The organism is uncultured Shewanella sp. (genome assembly GCF_947491715.1).
Taxonomy (GTDB): domain Bacteria; phylum Pseudomonadota; class Gammaproteobacteria; order Enterobacterales; family Shewanellaceae; genus Shewanella.
The window spans coordinates 38,466-54,959 of the sequence record NZ_CANLKR010000013.1 but is presented as its reverse complement, the minus strand read 5'-3'; the positions used below and the strand labels follow the sequence as shown (position 1 = coordinate 54,959).

13 protein-coding genes are annotated in these 16,494 nt (G+C 41.5%); 11 read left to right on the top strand and 2 right to left on the bottom strand.

Annotation, left to right across the window (positions count from 1 at the left end; all coding sequences use genetic code 11):
- The first annotated feature begins 109 nt into the window (after positions 1 to 109).
- Together Q0779_RS10950 and Q0779_RS10945 are read left to right on the top strand one after the other, a co-directional pair.
- Positions 110 to 526, top strand: a complete 417-nt coding sequence (locus Q0779_RS10950) for a DUF3010 family protein (RefSeq protein WP_298772543.1) — start codon at positions 110 to 112, stop codon at positions 524 to 526.
- Positions 527 to 579: 53 nt separating this feature from the next.
- Positions 580 to 1,113 (top strand): redoxin domain-containing protein, encoded by a 534-nt coding sequence (locus tag Q0779_RS10945; RefSeq protein ID WP_298772541.1) that lies wholly within the window; start codon positions 580 to 582, stop codon positions 1,111 to 1,113.
- Between the two features lie 41 nt (positions 1,114 to 1,154).
- Here Q0779_RS10945 and Q0779_RS10940 read toward each other — a convergent pair whose 3' ends face one another.
- On the bottom strand, positions 1,155 to 2,147 hold the full coding sequence (locus Q0779_RS10940) for an MBL fold metallo-hydrolase (RefSeq protein ID WP_298772539.1): 993 nt from the start codon (positions 2,145 to 2,147) through the stop codon (positions 1,155 to 1,157).
- Between the two features lie 244 nt (positions 2,148 to 2,391).
- On the opposite strand from Q0779_RS10940, the gene Q0779_RS10935 reads away from it, so the two are divergent.
- The 8 genes from Q0779_RS10935 (at position 2,392) to Q0779_RS10900 (ending at position 12,843) form a co-directional block, all read left to right on the top strand.
- On the top strand, positions 2,392 to 3,135 hold the full coding sequence (locus Q0779_RS10935; protein WP_298772537.1) for a carbonic anhydrase: 744 nt from the start codon (positions 2,392 to 2,394) through the stop codon (positions 3,133 to 3,135).
- A 352-nt stretch (positions 3,136 to 3,487) separates the two neighbouring features.
- Complete coding sequence (locus Q0779_RS10930) at positions 3,488 to 4,195, top strand: DUF3581 domain-containing protein (protein WP_298772535.1); 708 nt, start codon at positions 3,488 to 3,490, stop codon at positions 4,193 to 4,195.
- A 224-nt stretch (positions 4,196 to 4,419) separates the two neighbouring features.
- Positions 4,420 to 8,100 (top strand): ATP-binding protein, encoded by a 3,681-nt coding sequence (locus Q0779_RS10925; protein WP_298772533.1) that lies wholly within the window; start codon positions 4,420 to 4,422, stop codon positions 8,098 to 8,100.
- Positions 8,100 to 8,753 carry a hypothetical protein gene (locus tag Q0779_RS10920; RefSeq protein ID WP_298772531.1) on the top strand — a complete coding sequence of 218 codons (654 nt, stop codon included), beginning with the start codon at positions 8,100 to 8,102 and terminating at the stop codon, positions 8,751 to 8,753. Before Q0779_RS10925 ends, Q0779_RS10920 begins: the two co-directional genes overlap by 1 nt.
- 57 nt (positions 8,754 to 8,810) lie before the next feature.
- A complete protein-coding gene (locus Q0779_RS10915; RefSeq protein WP_298772529.1) occupies positions 8,811 to 10,031 on the top strand; it encodes a phosphoenolpyruvate carboxylase in 1,221 nt (406 codons plus the stop codon).
- Complete coding sequence (locus tag Q0779_RS10910) at positions 10,019 to 10,183, top strand: hypothetical protein (RefSeq protein WP_298772527.1); 165 nt, start codon at positions 10,019 to 10,021, stop codon at positions 10,181 to 10,183. The genes Q0779_RS10915 and Q0779_RS10910 overlap by 13 nt, the downstream gene beginning before the upstream one ends.
- A 372-nt stretch (positions 10,184 to 10,555) precedes the next feature.
- Positions 10,556 to 11,818 carry a dicarboxylate/amino acid:cation symporter gene (locus tag Q0779_RS10905; protein WP_298772525.1) on the top strand — a complete coding sequence of 421 codons (1,263 nt, stop codon included), beginning with the start codon at positions 10,556 to 10,558 and terminating at the stop codon, positions 11,816 to 11,818.
- Positions 11,819 to 12,162: 344 nt separating this feature from the next.
- On the top strand, positions 12,163 to 12,843 hold the full coding sequence (locus Q0779_RS10900; protein ID WP_298772523.1) for an alpha/beta hydrolase: 681 nt from the start codon (positions 12,163 to 12,165) through the stop codon (positions 12,841 to 12,843).
- A gap of 34 nt (positions 12,844 to 12,877) precedes the next feature.
- On the opposite strand, the gene Q0779_RS10895 is transcribed toward Q0779_RS10900, so the two are convergent.
- Complete coding sequence (locus Q0779_RS10895; protein ID WP_298772521.1) at positions 12,878 to 13,912, bottom strand: class 1 fructose-bisphosphatase; 1,035 nt, start codon at positions 13,910 to 13,912, stop codon at positions 12,878 to 12,880.
- Positions 13,913 to 14,225: 313 nt separating this feature from the next.
- Between Q0779_RS10895 and Q0779_RS10890 the strand changes: the two genes are divergently transcribed.
- Positions 14,226 to 16,415: a S9 family peptidase gene (locus tag Q0779_RS10890; RefSeq protein ID WP_298772621.1), complete on the top strand. Its 2,190-nt coding sequence runs from the start codon at positions 14,226 to 14,228 to the stop codon at positions 16,413 to 16,415.
- Positions 16,416 to 16,494 lie beyond the last annotated feature (79 nt).

The window sequence follows — 16,494 nt, the reverse complement described above, 5'->3', positions numbered from 1 at the left end:
CTTTTTTAGCGCACTCTTTTTTAGTGACGGACGGCGGTCTGAGAGGCTGCCGTTTTTTATTTATTAGATTGAAATGTTTGCAGAGTGAACACTGAGGGGGAAAGATACCGTGGTAGTTGCAGGATTATTATTAAAGGCTAACGATATTAGAATGGTGACCTTGTCGGGTACGCGAGAGCAGCATGAATTAAGCACTATTAAAGAAAATAAATTGAGCCTGCCTAAACACCCTTCTCAGAAGGATGTTGCGAAGTTTGTGGCAGACATCAAGGCTTATTGCCAAGAATGTAATGTACAGAAAGTGATGATGAATCGCCGCGCGACCACAGGGCAAGGTGCGGGAGGGGCTGGAACATTTCTTATAGAAGGGGTTTTACTCGCGGTGATGCAGTGTGAAGTGGCATTTATTCATCCTGCTACACTCAGAGCGACGGATAAGCGTGAAAAAGACCGTAAAGCTTTACAACCTAAGACACAAGATTTGGCCAAGGCTTATGATTTAGCCTATGAAGGATTGGATGGTTAAGTATCATGGCTATAGTGATTCAATTAAGAGGATTTTAAAATGAAGGGGTTAATATGATTAAGTACATTACAGTGAATCGAGTGTTAATACTCTTATTATCGATGATGAGTTTTTTTGTGAATGCAGCATCACTCAAAGTCGGTGATAAGGCACCTAATTTTAAATTACAAGCCACTAATGGGGAGTTTTATCAGCTGAGTGATTATTTAGGTAAGCAAACCGTAGTGCTGGCTTGGTATCCCATGGCGAATACCAAAGTCTGTACTCAAGAGTGCCGTTCTTTAGTGCAAAATGGCGCGTTAATTCGAGCGTATAATGCGGTATATATGATGGCAAGTGTGGATCCTTTAGAAGATAATCAAGACTTTGCTAAAAAAGAGAGTGTTGATTTCCCCATGCTAAGTGATCCCACTAAGGCAACAGCAAAAGCTTATGATGTGCTTAATTTTTTAGGGGTTGCTAGCCGCGAAACTTTTTATATTGGCAAAGATGGCACTATTTTGAAAATTGATGATGACATCAATGCCAACACGGCCGCGGAAGATATTGCGAATAATTTAAAAAAGCTGGGTATTGAAAAGCGTTAATTTAAGAATAAGGGCTTTAAGGCCCTTATTTCAGCGTGTTGTTATGTGTTAAAAAACCGAAAAATGTCACTCATTGTTCGTTGGAAAAAGCCCATTGGCTCTACAATGAAATTATCGAAAACTAATGCATTATCTGGCGCCTCTTCTTGATACTTTTCAAGCGTAAAATTGAGTTTATGTAAGTCTGAGACGGATAAATCCAACGGGTGCTCATTAGGTTGATATTGAGTGCCGATAGGGTAATCACGACCGGGCTGGTTTGTCATTTCAATATGGGCGCCTAATATGGCTTTAATCACATGCTGGTTTGAAAAATCAAGCAAGCGGCGAATGCTTGTGTTGTAGGCTTGCCAGTTTTTAATGTAAATTTTACCTGGGTATAAACTGTCGCCTGTTAGCAGCCATTGGGTGGTCGGATCGTAAATACTGATGGCTTCTTCTTGATGCCCTGGGGTGGGAATTATGGTTACTTTTCTTTCACCTAATTCAACGTGAGCAATTTCATTTGGCCAACTTTGAAAGCCGAAAAATTCTTGAATATCGGTGGCTTTAGTACCAACGAGCTTCACTTTAGATTGAGCAGAAAAAGCCTGATCGCCAGCAGTATGATCGCGATGGGAATGCGTGTGAATGACGAGCCACTTTTTATCTTGATGCATCAAACCAATAGCTGATTTTATTTGGGCATGTAGCGAGAATTCCTCTGCTTTTTCGATAGCACCAGTGTCTATAACCAATATTCTTTCTTTTCCGATAAGGATATAGATGAAGGGGGCCTCGTAGGTTAAGCACTTATTTTGTCTGATGATAAAAGTATCAAGAGTATGTTGGTAAATATCCAAAATAGGATCTTGGTTGCCATCACAGTTTTCTGCGCCGTGAGCCCATTGTTTTTTAGACAATACCGAAGTGTTATGTGACGGGTTATTGCCATCTGTATTGCTATTGAGCAGCTTGTTATCATCGCTGGGTTGAGGAAATGCATTACACCCCAAAACAATCAGTAAAAGTAATAAAGTCAATAAATTGCGCATGCACATTCCTTTTCATTATATTGATTTAACGACATCCAATCTATGTCAGGGATAGGTAAAATGATAATAAAGTTTTATTTTTAAAGTTTTTAATGATCTTAATGTATTTTATAAGTATTTATAGTGTTATCACTACTTATTTATAATCGATAATTTCTTTTAGGTTTTGCCTTCTTAATCAGGTGGTGATTAAATTATCACCGCGTTTGTCATCTTTCACTAGTGTATACAGGAGTAAAATTGTATGAAGAATGTTTTGTCCGTGTTTTGTGCTGTTTCAATAGGTTTAGTGTCACATGTGACCTTGGCTGCCGATCAAACACATTGGGGGTATTCTGGTGATACTGGACCTAACCATTGGGGAACATTAGCGCCTGATTTCACGACCTGTGCTAAAGGTGTCAATCAATCACCCATTAATTTAACGGGAATGGTTAAGGGTGAACTGCCTAAATTGAATATTCAGTACCAAGCAGGGGGAACGGAAGTGCTTAATAATGGTCATACCATTGAAGTTGTGTATGGCAAGGGGAGTCGTATTAATATTGAAAATGAACAGTTTGATTTAAAGCAGCTTCACTTTCATTCACCGAGTGAGAATACGATTGAGGGTGAATCTTTTCCAATGGAAGTACATTTCGTGAATGCAGATAAAGCTGGCCATCTAGCGGTGGTGGGGGTGATGTTTAAAGAAGGCGCTTATAATCCAGAGCTTGAAAAAATTTGGAACAGCATGCCGAAAAAAGTCGGGCAAGAGGTTGCGTTAAGTGCAGCTGTGAATATCAATAAGCTTTTGCCGAAACAAGATAAATATTACCGCTTTAATGGGTCATTAACGACACCCCCTTGTACTGAAGGCGTACAATGGTTTGTGATGAAAGAGCCTATTACGGCGTCAAAAGCACAAATTAAGCAATTTTCTCAATTGTTCCCCCATGGCAATAATCGACCCGTTCAATCAGTAAATGCCAGAATGATCATACAGTAAACAAATGGTGTAAAAGTTTTACCTTAATTGAGCCAGAGTGCCCTTTGGTGCTCTGATATTTTAGGAGGATTTAAAGGCCTTTTGTGTCAAGTTTTGTGGGTCTCAATCATTAATATCATTTCATGATTCTTTCATCACTCTCTCATGACAATACCACTTTGTGTGTGACTTCATTGAAGTCCTTTTTTCTATTTTGTTCAGTGATATCATTCTTTTTTCAAATGTTTTAGACGATTGTTGACTGTTTTACTGGTGATTTCCTGCTTATTTAGCTCATCGGGTGAGTAAAGAAGAGGAATTGCTGTATACTTCGCGGCTATTTTTTGACTTATATTAAGTGTTAATAAGCAGTATGTTTTTAAATCCTTATTTTAATAAAAAAAATCAAGTTATTTCGGTTAGCCAAACTCAGGCGAGTGCGTTCGCTAAGAGTGTGGCTCAAGATTTTAATCCTATTCATGATGTGAATGCGAAGCGATTTTGTGTGCCTGGAGACTTACTTTTTGCCTTAACTTTAACCGAATATGGTTTAAGTCAAAAAATGACCTTTAAATTTGAAGGCATGGTAGGTGATAACACACCTTTAGTCTTTCCAGGGCATGAAGAGAAAGATTTCACTGTGTGTGATGATAAAGATAAGCGTTATTTAACGGTTCATCGCAGTGGTGAAGTTACCCATTGCTCAACACAAACAGAAGCTTTTATTCGCAGTTACGTGGCTTTTTCTGGACTGAATTTTATTCATGTTCTGGTGCCTATGATGAAAGCGCAAGGGGTAATGGTGAATCCTGCCCGCCCTTTGATTATCTATGAAAGTATGTCAATTGACCTTCACACTTTAGTTTTTTCTGATGTTCGTTTAAGTTTGATTGAGAAAACGTTAAAGATCGATGGTAAGCGAGGTGATGTGATATTAAAATTTGAATTGCACTGTGGCGATCAGTTGGTTGGTACGGGTGAAAAAACACTCGTCTTAAGTGGCCTAAGAGCCATTGATGAAGCCCAAATGCAACAAATGTGCGAACAATATGAAGGTTTTAGATTAGCCGCGAGTGCGTAACTCTTTACACAAGTGAGCTTTTGCTCACTTGTGCTTGTTTTTCCCTCTTTTTTTTCATTTTCTTTTTAGTGACCTTTTCTTTAGGTTTGCTAAGCGCGTCATTTTGTTTTAATTTACCCCCCTTGATTATTACCCGCTCAATCTCATTTTACTCAACTGACTGTTTTATTTTTAGTTGAGCCAAGGTTTCGCTGCAGTTTTGCAGGCGTTGGAAAAGGAAAGAAATGCCAAGTTTACATCGCATCATACTCATCGACACTCATTTACCTGGCGTGGTCGAACTTAAGTTGAATGGACATACCAATATCTGCGGCACCAATGCATCAGGAAAAACAACATTACAACGTTTGGTTCCTGTTTTTTATGGTGAATATCCAAGTCGAGTGGTCCCGTCGACTCGAGATAGTTTTGAGCGCTGGTATTTACCTCATGAGTCCAGTTATATCATTTTTGAATATGAGAAATCTGATGGCTTGTTTTATCAAGGTATTTTGGCATCGGCGGGTGATGGAAAAGGGGTGAACTATCGCTTCGTTGCGAAAGGTTTTGAACTTGAAGATTACACCAAGAGTCGTGATAGTAAGCAATTGCTTTGCTATACCATGGCAGAATTGGGGCGTGAATTTAAGCGAGGGGGAGTAAGCATAACTAAGTTGCTTAACACTCGAGAATATCGTGCCATTATTCAAAATGATAAAGCTTTATTGAGTGCGGGAGGTCAGCGTGGAGAATTGCGTACCTATGCGAAGCAGTTTTCCTTATGTGATCCTGAACATGGATTGCGCCACATAGAGAAACTGGCTAAAGCGGTGCATTCTAAAGAAGGGAAAATGGAAACCGTGAAGTCCATGGTGGCGGCTATTTTAGAAGAAGAAGGTGTTGTGCCGCCGAGTTCACGTCTTAACCCTCAACATGTCGAAGCTTGGATCCGTGAAAGTCAGCTTATTCAAGAGTTTGAAAAAATTCGGCCGGAGTTTAATAAGCTAGAACAAGAGTTTGATCAATTATTGAGTGTAGAGCTACGTTTAAGTGGTTTAAGCCAAGGTTATGTTCAAGATGAGTGCGCCGAAATTGAGCGTCAAGAAGCGAATCAAGCATTATCGAAACAACACAATCATGCTTTACAGCAGCTGGATAAGCAGTGGAAATTTCAGCGTGATGAGTTGAATTTAGATTTATCGGCGGCAAAAGGTGATGTGGCTAAATGTGAAGATGAGCTCGAGTCCATTGAAAATCAGTATGATGCCTTTCTTGAAACTGATATTGAACAGGCTAAAGCGAACTTAGAACAGTTATCCACTTGGCAAAACGATAAAACCGCTTTTATAGAGCAACATAAATTACAAACTGAGCAGCATCAAGATGTGGAAGCGGCTTATAACGCAAGACGCAGTCAAATTGGTGAGCAGTTAAATCAGGCCCTTGAGCAGTTACATGCTGAGCAAGACACGCAAAGAGTGACATTAGACAGTCAAAATCATCAAGCTCGTACCGATATTGAAGCATTAGAAAAAGAATGGCGTCAAACCTTTGATGACAAAAAAGCTGAATTTAGCGAGCAAGGTTATGAGCTTAAAGTCACTCAAGCTCAGCTATCTTTGGCTGTGAATAATCTGGCTTACACAGAAGATGAGAAAATGGCATTGGCTGTGTTTGATGAGCGTATTGCGCGGGCGGATGAAGATCAAGAAGCCTGTAATGCTCACTTTGAGCGTATGACAAATGAAGAGCGCAAGTGTCAAAAAGCGCGTGAGCAATCCCATGAAGTGTTGCGTATTGCCACGCTTCGAGTGAGTGAATGCCAAGCTGAGCTTGATAAAGTGGAGCATGTGCTGTTTCCAGGTTCCCATACGCTACTGGAGTTTTTACGCTCGAATGTCAAAGAGTGGGAGACCCATATAGGGAAAGTGATCAATGAATCATTATTACATCGTAGTGATTTAAACCCTCAAGCATTAGAAGAGAGTTTGAGTGGCCTTTATGGTATTGGTATCGATCTCAACACTATCAATACCCCTAGTTTTGCGCAATCAGAGCAGGCTCTGCGTGTTGAGCACTGTAAAGCCGAAGAAGCCCTTGAAAGTGCAAAAGAGCGGCAAAAAGAGGCTGAGAATAAGTTAATTGCGGCGACAGAGCTGCTTGAGAAAATCAGCCGGGAACAGACAGTTGCCAGAACAGCTTATCAAAACAGTCGTGAAGATCTGCGCCGTTTATTAGATGAGAAACGCAACGAGCAAGAAAAAATTAATCAAGCCTTGGCCGTTAGAAAAAAGGCATCGCAACAGCAGCTCACTTTAATCAACACAGAGATTAAACAGTTAAAGCAAAGCGAATTAGACTGGCAAGCTGATCATAAAGAACAAATGCTTAGCTTAGTGATGGAGAAAAAAGCCTACTGGCAAGATGTGATAGGGGTGATTGAAACGGCGCTTAATCAAGTCAAAGTCAGTATTGAGCAGCGACGCGCTGCGGCGAAAGACGATAAGAAAGCGTGTGAGAAATGGTATAAGAATGAACTGAAATCTCGTGGTGTTGATGAAGCCCATATTCTTAAACTGAAACAAAACATTGCCAAGCTCGAGGAGAATATTGCGGCAGCAGAGTTACGCCGCAGCGAAGTATTGCGTTTTGATGACTGGTATCAACATACTTGGCTTAAGCGTAAACCGAAATTGCAAGCCCAGCTAAATGAAGTGAAGAAAGAATCGGCTCAATTAGAACACGCATTAAAAGCCCAAGCCAAAACCATGAAAATAGAGCGAGATGAGCTTGATGCGAAACGTAAACTGTCGGACTCTGCTCAAGTCGAAGCGTCTGAAAATCTCAGTAAATTACGCCACCTCTTGCGTAAATTGGCAGAACTTAAGCTACCGAAAAATGCAGATGGAGCAGAAGGTCTGTTATTCGAACGCTTAAGGCAAGGTGAAGAATCATTATTAAAGCGGGATAATTTACTGAGATCGGTGAAGCAATATGTCGACCATTTTGATTCTGTTATTGTGAGTCAATCAGGCTCTGGTCTTGCTGAGTTTTGGGAGCGAGCCCGTGAAGAGTCAAGCTCAATTAATGATAAGTCTATTCGTTTACTGGATTATCAAAAATTAGTGCCTCAACTGGCTCAGTTACTCAATGTAATGGTGCCTCAATCTGTGATGGCACTGCGAGAACAAGGACGTATGTTTGGTGTGGATTTAACCGCATTTTATGATGTGCTCGTGGATATCGATAGACGCATTGTGACCCAAAGTGCTCGAATTACTCGTGAAGTCAGTGAAGAGTTGTTCCTTGATGGTGTATCAGGCTCGCAAGTGAAGATCCGTTCGCGTATTAGCGAATTGGAGTTTTGGCCAGAATTGGGGGCCTTTGTCAGTGCTTATACTCAGTGGAAAAATGAGGGCTTTATTGGTCTTCCTAATGAAGATTACATTGTGAGTATGCGCCGCGCCTTAGATATTATTGGCCGCTCTGCACTGACAGGTGGGATCGCGAAATTATTGGAAATCGAGCTGCGTTTAAAAGAGGGCAACAGTGATTTGATCATTCGCACCGACAGGCAATTGAATGAATCTTCCAGCCATGGCATGGCTTATCTGATTTTATGTAAGTTTTTATTGGCCTTTACGCGGTTATTGAGAGGAAAAGCCGATGTGGTGATCCATTGGCCTATCGATGAGCTAGGCACCTTACACCATGGCAATGTGAAGAAAATATTTGATGCTTGTGGCAATAATAATATTGCCGTATTAGGGGCGTTCCCTAATCCTGAGTCAGAGGTACTGAACCTGTTTTCAAATCGTTACATTATCAATAAGCAAACGCGGCAATTACAAGTTGTGAAACCCCAAGTGAATGCTATCAGCGAAAAGTTAAAGCAGAGAAAGATTTTGAATAAGGAAGCAAGCTGATGCCTGAGTCAAATGAAACCGTATTAGTGGGCACGAGCGCTGTGATTGAATCATTGCTGCGCGGTGAATTTATTTGCCGAACAACCAATGAAGAGGCTTGGCGTGCATTGCAAAATGCGGCGACTCGTGAGCGAATTGAAGCTTACCTTAATCAAATTAACCGAACTTTAAGTACGGCAGCGGAAGGCGATGTCTTTTTTTGCGGCTATTTACAGTTAGGTGAGAAAGAGCAAAAAGTTATCTCTGGACAATTTAAGACTATTTGCACGAGTTTAACCCCCTTGGTGGAATGGCTAGTCTTGGTGCAAGAGTCCAGTGGTCAAGATGCCCCTTTAACGCAAGGTGCCACCATTCGTTTGACAGAGTTACAAGAGCGCATTGAAGATACGCCAGCCTTTCGCGAACAATTGGCAAGGATCAGCCATTATCGATTATTTGGCTCGACCAGTAGCCAAACCGATGTTCAGCTTAAGCTTGTTTTTAAGCGTTTGGTTGAACTGGGCTATTTGATTAAGCCTAATAGTGAGAAGCAAATCTACATGGCGACAGGTAAGCTGGATTACTTGTATGAGGTGATACGTTTTATTGACGAAACGGAAAGTCTTAGCTTAGAAGCACAAGCTGAAACCGCGACTCAACAGGATTTATTATGATGTTGTTTGTGTTATTGAATGCGTGTGTTGAAGGGGCGAGTGTTAAAGGGGTTAGTGATGAGTGATCATTTACATCAAGCCGGTGTGAAATTACTGAAGTTACTCAGTCGTCACAGTGAGCTCATCATGGATGTGTATCAACAAGGTGAGATATCTCTTGGGGACTATGATGCCAGTACGTTGGATAAACTCAAAAGTGCTGGCGTGTTATGGCGCCCTGATGAAGAGCAAGGCTTACGTCTGAAAGGGACCATTCGTGCTTTATTAGAAGAGAATTTGAGCGATGAACGTCATCGGCAAATCGATGCCAATACCGGTTCGGCGATTGCTAGCATTAAAACCTTAGCTGCCCACTATCAAGAAGCGCGCCATCAAGCTGATTTTAGCAGTAGTGAAGCTTATCTGAATGAACTTAATGAGCATGTTTATCGTTTTTGTGACAGCTTACGTTATGCCATTCGTGTGCTTTGGGGGCGTATTAATAATGAATTTGGTTATGTGGGCAGTATTAATGCCAAAATTCGTGAAAATGAGTTAGCGCAAACTCAGGTCACAGAATTATTGAATGGCCTATCTTTGGTTCAATTTGATGAGTTGACCGACATTGCGGGCGATATACGTGAGTTACGCAAATTATTAGTGATCAACATGCAGCGCACCTTGAGTGATTGCACTCAAGAACTCAGTGTTGTGCAAGCAAGGTTACTTGAATTATTAGGCCGCTTTAGGCAAATTCGAGGTCGTACACGTTTATTAAAAGGTTGGTTATTACACACCAATTTACATCCTGACTTTAGGCCACTTGATCATGTGGCGCATAAGCAAGTGCCAGTATTGTTTAATCACGCAGAGGCGTTATTGTCTTCGGCCTCCGTCGATATTTACAATACCAGTCAAGAACCTGAATTACTTGATATCGTCACTAAAATCAAATCAATTCGTCATATGCAAACTGAGCCTTCAGTAATAGAAAGCCAAGCGTCCGTGTTGCTCAGTGAAAGCGACGATTTTGCGATCCCTAATAACCCGTTAAAGCAAGCGGTTGACGGGTATTTTGTGAGTGTGATTGAGTCGGGTCAGGCCCAATCAGCCCTGGATTACTTGCTTGAACAGTCTCTGCCTTGGGAGCATGAAGCTTGGCTTTATCAAGTGATTGGAGGATATGAGGCTTTGTCAGAGGAACATAAATGTTACTTTGAGCTAGCACCGATAGGAGAGAACGATCCCGTTTATAATGGGAATTTTATTATTCGTGATGTGGAATTGTGGCTGTCTTAGGGCAGTCTCTATGCGAGTGTTTGGCCGCTGTTTCTGCTTACAAGGAGGATGGCAATGGTATGGAAGCAGAGGCCATTAATGAGCTCACCTCAATGTTTCTCATTCCTACCGTTGCCTTCATTGTGAGTATGATAGATATGGGTGTATTTTAGTTATTTATTTTGATTGTGTGTAAATATCTTTATTTGTATTCAGTATGTTTTCTAATTGTTTTTTAATTATCATTTAACGCTTTTTTTATCTTTATATTTACTTTGATTACATATCTGTAAACTTTACTTTTTTAGCATATTTGACTTTTTAATGATCTTTTCATCATTCGATGCTTTTTATTTGTAATTTTGCTCAGCATGTTTCACTATTTGCGCTCACAAATTGAAGGGATGCCTTTTACGGCTATGATAGCGTGATATGAAGGCAAAATAATCAGGGTTGATGACATTAACATTGAGTACAATTTATGCGCTCAATGAACAAGACGTGCCTTAAGGCATGCTTATTGATTTTTGAAGTTAGGTAAATATATGACAAGTTCACTTTCAACACGGATCTTTATCGGTTTATTTTTAGGCCTTATATTGGGTTCGTGTATTCAATACTTTTTACCCGATGTCGCCTTTTTTTCACAGACATTGGTCGACATTGCCTCCGGCATTGGGACCATGTTTGTGCGCATGATTATGGTGCTAGTAGTGCCATTGGTGTTTGTCAGCATTGTGTGCGGCGTGTGTGATTTAGAAGAGTTAGAAAACTTTGGTCGTCTTGGCGGTAAAACATTTGGCTTTTATTTGATTAATACTGTGATTGCCATTGCAACGGCAGTGGCTGCAGCGCTGATTTTTTCGCCCGGTGCTGGCATGTCTTTAGCAGGCAGTAATGAAGTTAAAATCACGACGACAGAACTGCCTAATCTGTTGGACTTACTGGTTAATATTGTTCCAAGTAACGTCGTTACCGCCTTTAGTTCGGGTAATATGCTACAAGTGATTTTCCTCGCGTTGCTGTTAGGTGGCGTGATTAAATCCTTGGGCGATAAAGCGTCTGGGGCCGTATCGGGTTTTCAGGTGGCGAATGCCATTATGATGAAGCTTATCACTGTGGTGATGAGTCTGGCTCCCATTGGCGTTTTTGCCCTCATGCTAAAACTTGGTGCGACCTTTGATGCCGGCATTTTTGCGAGTGTATTAGGTTATGTGGCGATTATTTTAACGATTCTTATTTTGTGGATTTTTGTGGTGTACCCTGTGGCGGTGGGATTATTTACGCCAGTTTCAGCGAAGGAATTCAGACAAAAGACCCGTGAGCAGATCATGTTTTCGTTATCGACAGTCAGTTCTAACGCGACAATTCCTGTGACCATGAGAACCTTAACCGATAAATTAGGTGTGAGTCGTTCAATCGCAGGCTTTGGTGTGCCATTAGGGGCGACAATGAATATGGGCGGCGCGTCCATTTATATTACGATTGCGGTGTTTTTTGTGGCCAATGCCTTTGGCACACCGATCACTTCTGAGCAGCTACCGACGTTAATTTTTAGCGTGTTTTTATTGTCGGTGGGCGCTGGAGGGATCCCTGGTGGCGCTTTGGTGATGATTGGCGTCCTTATTCATCAATTGGGGCTACCGGTTGAGGCTTTTGCGATCATTGCGGCACTGGACAGGTTATTGGATATGGTGCTCACTTCTTGTAATGTGGTGGGTGATGCTGCTGTGTTGACGATTGTGGATGCAACGGAGAAAAAAGCGGGACATGAGCCTGTAGCTTCTGCAGTGAAGGATGATGTTTAACGGCCATTGTATTGACGATTGTGGATGCAACGGAGAAAAAAGCGGGACATGAGCCTGCTGCTTCTGCAGTAAAGGATGATGTTTAACGGTATTGTTGACGATTGTGGATGCAACGGAGAGAAAAACGGGACATGAGCCTGTAGCTTCTGCAGTGAAGGATGATGTTTAACGGCCATTGTGTTGACGATTGTGGATGCAGTGGAGAGAAAAACGGGACATGAGTCTGTTGCTTCTTGCTTCTGCAGTGAAGGATGATTTTTAACGGCCATTGTGTTGACGATTGTGTTGATAATATTGACGACAGCCGCTTATTGCGGCTGTTTTGTTTTTAAGAGGACAGTGCTATGACGTTAACTCCTTTTGAATGTGTTGCTTCACACCATGTGTTAAAAGGTGATGTGAACGCTGATGTCTGTGACACCTTAGTGATGCATGGCGCGGGTCAATCTTCTCGAGCACGGTTTGTTAAGCTGAGACAAGCGTTATTGGCAAGAGGGGTTGCAAGCGCGGCATTTGACTTTATTGGTCATGGTGAAACGGGTGGTCAAATGAGTGCAAGCTCATTAACGTGCCGTGAGGCGCAAGCACAGAGTGTGATAAAGGCACTGAACATATCACCTAAGAGGCTGATAGGTTCAAGCATGAGTGGTTATACGGCGATTAAATTAACCGAGCAATTGCAGGTTGAACAGTTAGTCTTGTTGGTGCCTGGTGTTTATACGCCCAGAGCCTATAGAGTGAATTTTGGGCCTGCGTTTTCCAATATTATACGGCGAGAGAATAGCTGGTATGATTCTGATGCTTTTGACGTGTTAGCACAGTTTACGGGAGAGGTTGTGATTGTGGCCGCTGATAATGATCATGTGATCCCACGTTTGTTAGTCGAGCGACTTTATGAGGCGGCCTGTCAGGCCAAGCGCCGAGTAATTAAGGTTATTCCTAATGCAACGCACCTTAATTTATATCCGACTCAAGCAGATTTTGAACAAGTGTTAGATTTAATTAAGCCCTCACTAAAAGAGTGACTGAGTCACTCTTAATGTACATTGCTTGAGAAAGCTAGACTAAAGAAGGGGCGACTTGATCGCTGAGTTCATCACCATTATCGCCTTGGTTCCCACCCTGATGATGGCTCAAGCAGATATCCACTTCATTGGATGAGCCTAAAATAACCGGGACTCTTTGGTGAATATGACTAGGCTGTATATCAAGAATATTTTCATAGCCCGTTGAGGCTTTCCCACCCGCTTGTTCGACTAACCATGCCATTGGGTTAGCTTCATACATTAAGCGTAGCTTATAGGGTTTGTTTGGGTTTTTATGATCTGTGGGGTAGGTAAATAAGCCGCCTCTGGATAATACTCTGTGAACATCACCTACCATGGCGGCAATCCAGCGCATGTTAAAGGCTTTTTCTCTCGGTCCGATTGCTCCCTGCAATAACTCATCAATATAGTTTTGCATGGGTTTTTCCCAAAATCGTTGATTTGACATATTAATGGCAAACTCGCTGGTATCGGGAGTGATAGTGACCTTTTCATTGGTGAGTAGGTATTCTTGGGTTTTGTGATCTAATGTGAAAAACTGTACCCCTTGACCTGTGGTGAGAGCCATCATCGTCGATGGGCCATATAGCATGTAACCAGATGCGATTTGCTTGCGGCCACTTTGTAAAAAGTGTTGTTCAGATAGTTCTCCTTGAGGCACCTTTTCTTGCATAGATAAGGTTGAGAATATCGTGCCGACAAGAGAGTTAATATCGATGTTAGATGAGCCATCTAAGGGATCGAAACACACTAGATATTGCCCTTCGCTATTGGCTTCAACGATATTGTCTTCTTCTTCTGATGCGATACCCCTTACTGCTAAATTATCATGCAGCGCATTTTTGAGCATATCATTGGTGATAATATCTAATTTTTTTTGTGTTTCACCTTGCACATTTTCTTGCTCTGTTGCGCCTAAAACACCAGCTAGTGCCCCATTGCGGACAGCGAGACTAATGGCTTTTGAAGTGTCGGCTAAGGTGAAAATCAGGTTTTCTAGGGCGGGATTAAGCGATTGTGTTTGTAGGTACTGAGCAAGGGTTTGCATGGTTTTTCCTATAACAGTGTCGAGTGTAACTCGAATGAGGGATAACTTTTTTGTTAATCATACCCGAGATAGATTCTTTTTTCAGTTTAGAATGTGTATCAATATAAAAACACTGATTTTGTTTTTATATTCTGGATGTCGTGACATAACAGTATTAAGGAAGAAAATGAATATAAGAGGCGTTAGCTTATCAAAGGCAGTTGTTTTACTGTCAGCGTTCTTAGGACTACCCGCATGTGTGACAGGTGTCAACAACCTGCCTACAAGCAATGCTTTATCTAAAAATCAATTATCTATGAGTGAAACATCGACAATGAAAAAAGAGAATAAAGACGTTGTGCCCTATGGAGGGCAAAAGGCCTTAACCATTGAGCGCTTTAATGCATCTCCTGCATTAGCGGGGGTGACACCAGTAGGGGTGAAATTGTCACCTGATGGGTCTCGAGTGACTTATTTAGTTGGGCGGCCAGATAATCAGCATTTTTATGATTTATGGCAAATGGATGTTAAATCTGGTCAAAAAAGCAAGTTGATCGATGCAGATTTATTAGCGGCATCGGAGTTATCAGATGAAGAAAAGGCCCGTCGTGAACGTCAGCGCGTATTTGGGCAAGGGATCATGGCTTATTATTGGTCTCAAGATAGTCAGGCTATCTTATTGCCTATGTCTGATACCCTATATTATTTTTCTCTAGAAAACGCTCAGGTGACAGCATTAACTATCGGTGAAGGTTTCATTACCGATGCGAGGTTGTCGCCGAAAGGACATTATGTGTCGTTTGTTCGTGAGCATAATTTATTCATTTATGATTTACAAAAAAATGCACTCACCCAGCTGACTCATGATGGCAAAGGGGTGATTAAAAATGCCATGGCAGAATTTGTCGCTCAAGAGGAAATGGACAGGATGACGGGGTATTGGTGGTCCCCCGATGAATCTAAAATAGCCTTTACCCAGATAGATGAGTCCGGTGTGGAGCTGATCACTCGCAATGAAATTTATGCTGATGGAATTAAGTTGACACAGCAGCGTTACCCTTATGCAGGGAAAGCGAATGTTGAGATTAAGCTTGGAATAGTTGCTATTTCAAGTAGCGCGATCAATTGGGTGCCCTTAGGCGAAGATAAGGATATTTATATCCCTCGAGTGAAATGGCTGCCTGATAGTCAAATGTTGTCTTTTCAATGGCAAAGCCGCGATCAGCATGAATTGGATTTAAATCTAGTGTCAGCGACAGGACATGCATTACCTCATTCAATTGTTGAGGAACGCAGTCATGCTTGGGTGAATGTTAATAACGATTTATTTTTTCTAAAAAAACAACCTTTCTTAATATGGGCTTCTGAACGTGATGGTTTTAATCATCTGTATTTATATGATTTAAAAGGGGGACTGAAGCGACGCTTGACTCAAGGTCCATGGGCAGTAGATAGACTTGAATATGTTGATGAGGAAAATGGCTGGGTTTATTTTACTGGGCGTAAAACGGCTGTCATCGAAAAACAACTCTATCGTGTTGCCTTGAGTGGAGGAGAGATCGAAGCTATAACCCATTTGTCAGGGGAGCACAATATAACTTTTGCTGAGCATAGCCCTATTTATTTAGATAACTTTAGTCGTTTATCTCAGCCTCCTCAGGTGAGTTTGCATGATGCAACAGGTAAGCGATTAATGTGGATTGAGCAAAATGCGGTGACTTCTTCTCATCCACTTTATGCTTATTTCGGTCGTTGGCAGCTTCCAGAGTGGGGGAATATTGAAGCAGAAGATGGTCAGAAGCTGGTTTATCGTTTATTTAAACCGACAGATTTTGACCCTAATAAACAATATCCTGTTGTTGTGCGAGTATATGGCGGCCCTCATGCACAATTGGCAGTGAATGCTTGGAGTGAGCAAGATTACTTTACTCAGTATTTATTACAACAAGGTTTTATTGTGTTTCAGTTAGATAACAGAGGTTCTGCCCACAGGGGAACGCAATTTGAGCAAGCTCTCTATGAGCATTTAGGGGATGTAGAGCTGAAGGATCAGTTATTAGGTGTTGAGTATTTGAAGGGACTTCCTTTTGTTGATGGTGATAATATTGCTATTTATGGTCACAGCTATGGTGGGTATATGGCATTAATGGGAATATTTAAGGCTCCCAATATTTTTAAAGCTGCTATTGCTGGCGCACCCGTATCAGATTGGCATTTGTATGATACTCATTACACTGAGCGCTATTTAGGATCGCCAATCACAAATGCCAAAGGCTATGAAGCCAGTAGTGTTTTTCCTTATGTTAAGGGGTATCAGTCGGGCTTACTCATGTATCATGGCATGGCGGATGACAATGTATTATTTGAAAACAGCACGCGAGTTTATAAAGCATTACAAGATGAAGGGAAATTGTTTCAAATGATAGATTATCCTGGCTCGAAACACTCTATGCGGGGAGAAAAGGTTCGCAATCATTTGTATCGCTCGTTAGCGGATTTTTTAGACAGGAAACTCAAGCAGTAAGATAATACCCGTGATACTTCCAGCAGAATCCTGCAGCTTGAAGTATCATGGGTATAAAAAAGCCAGTCTTATGACTGGC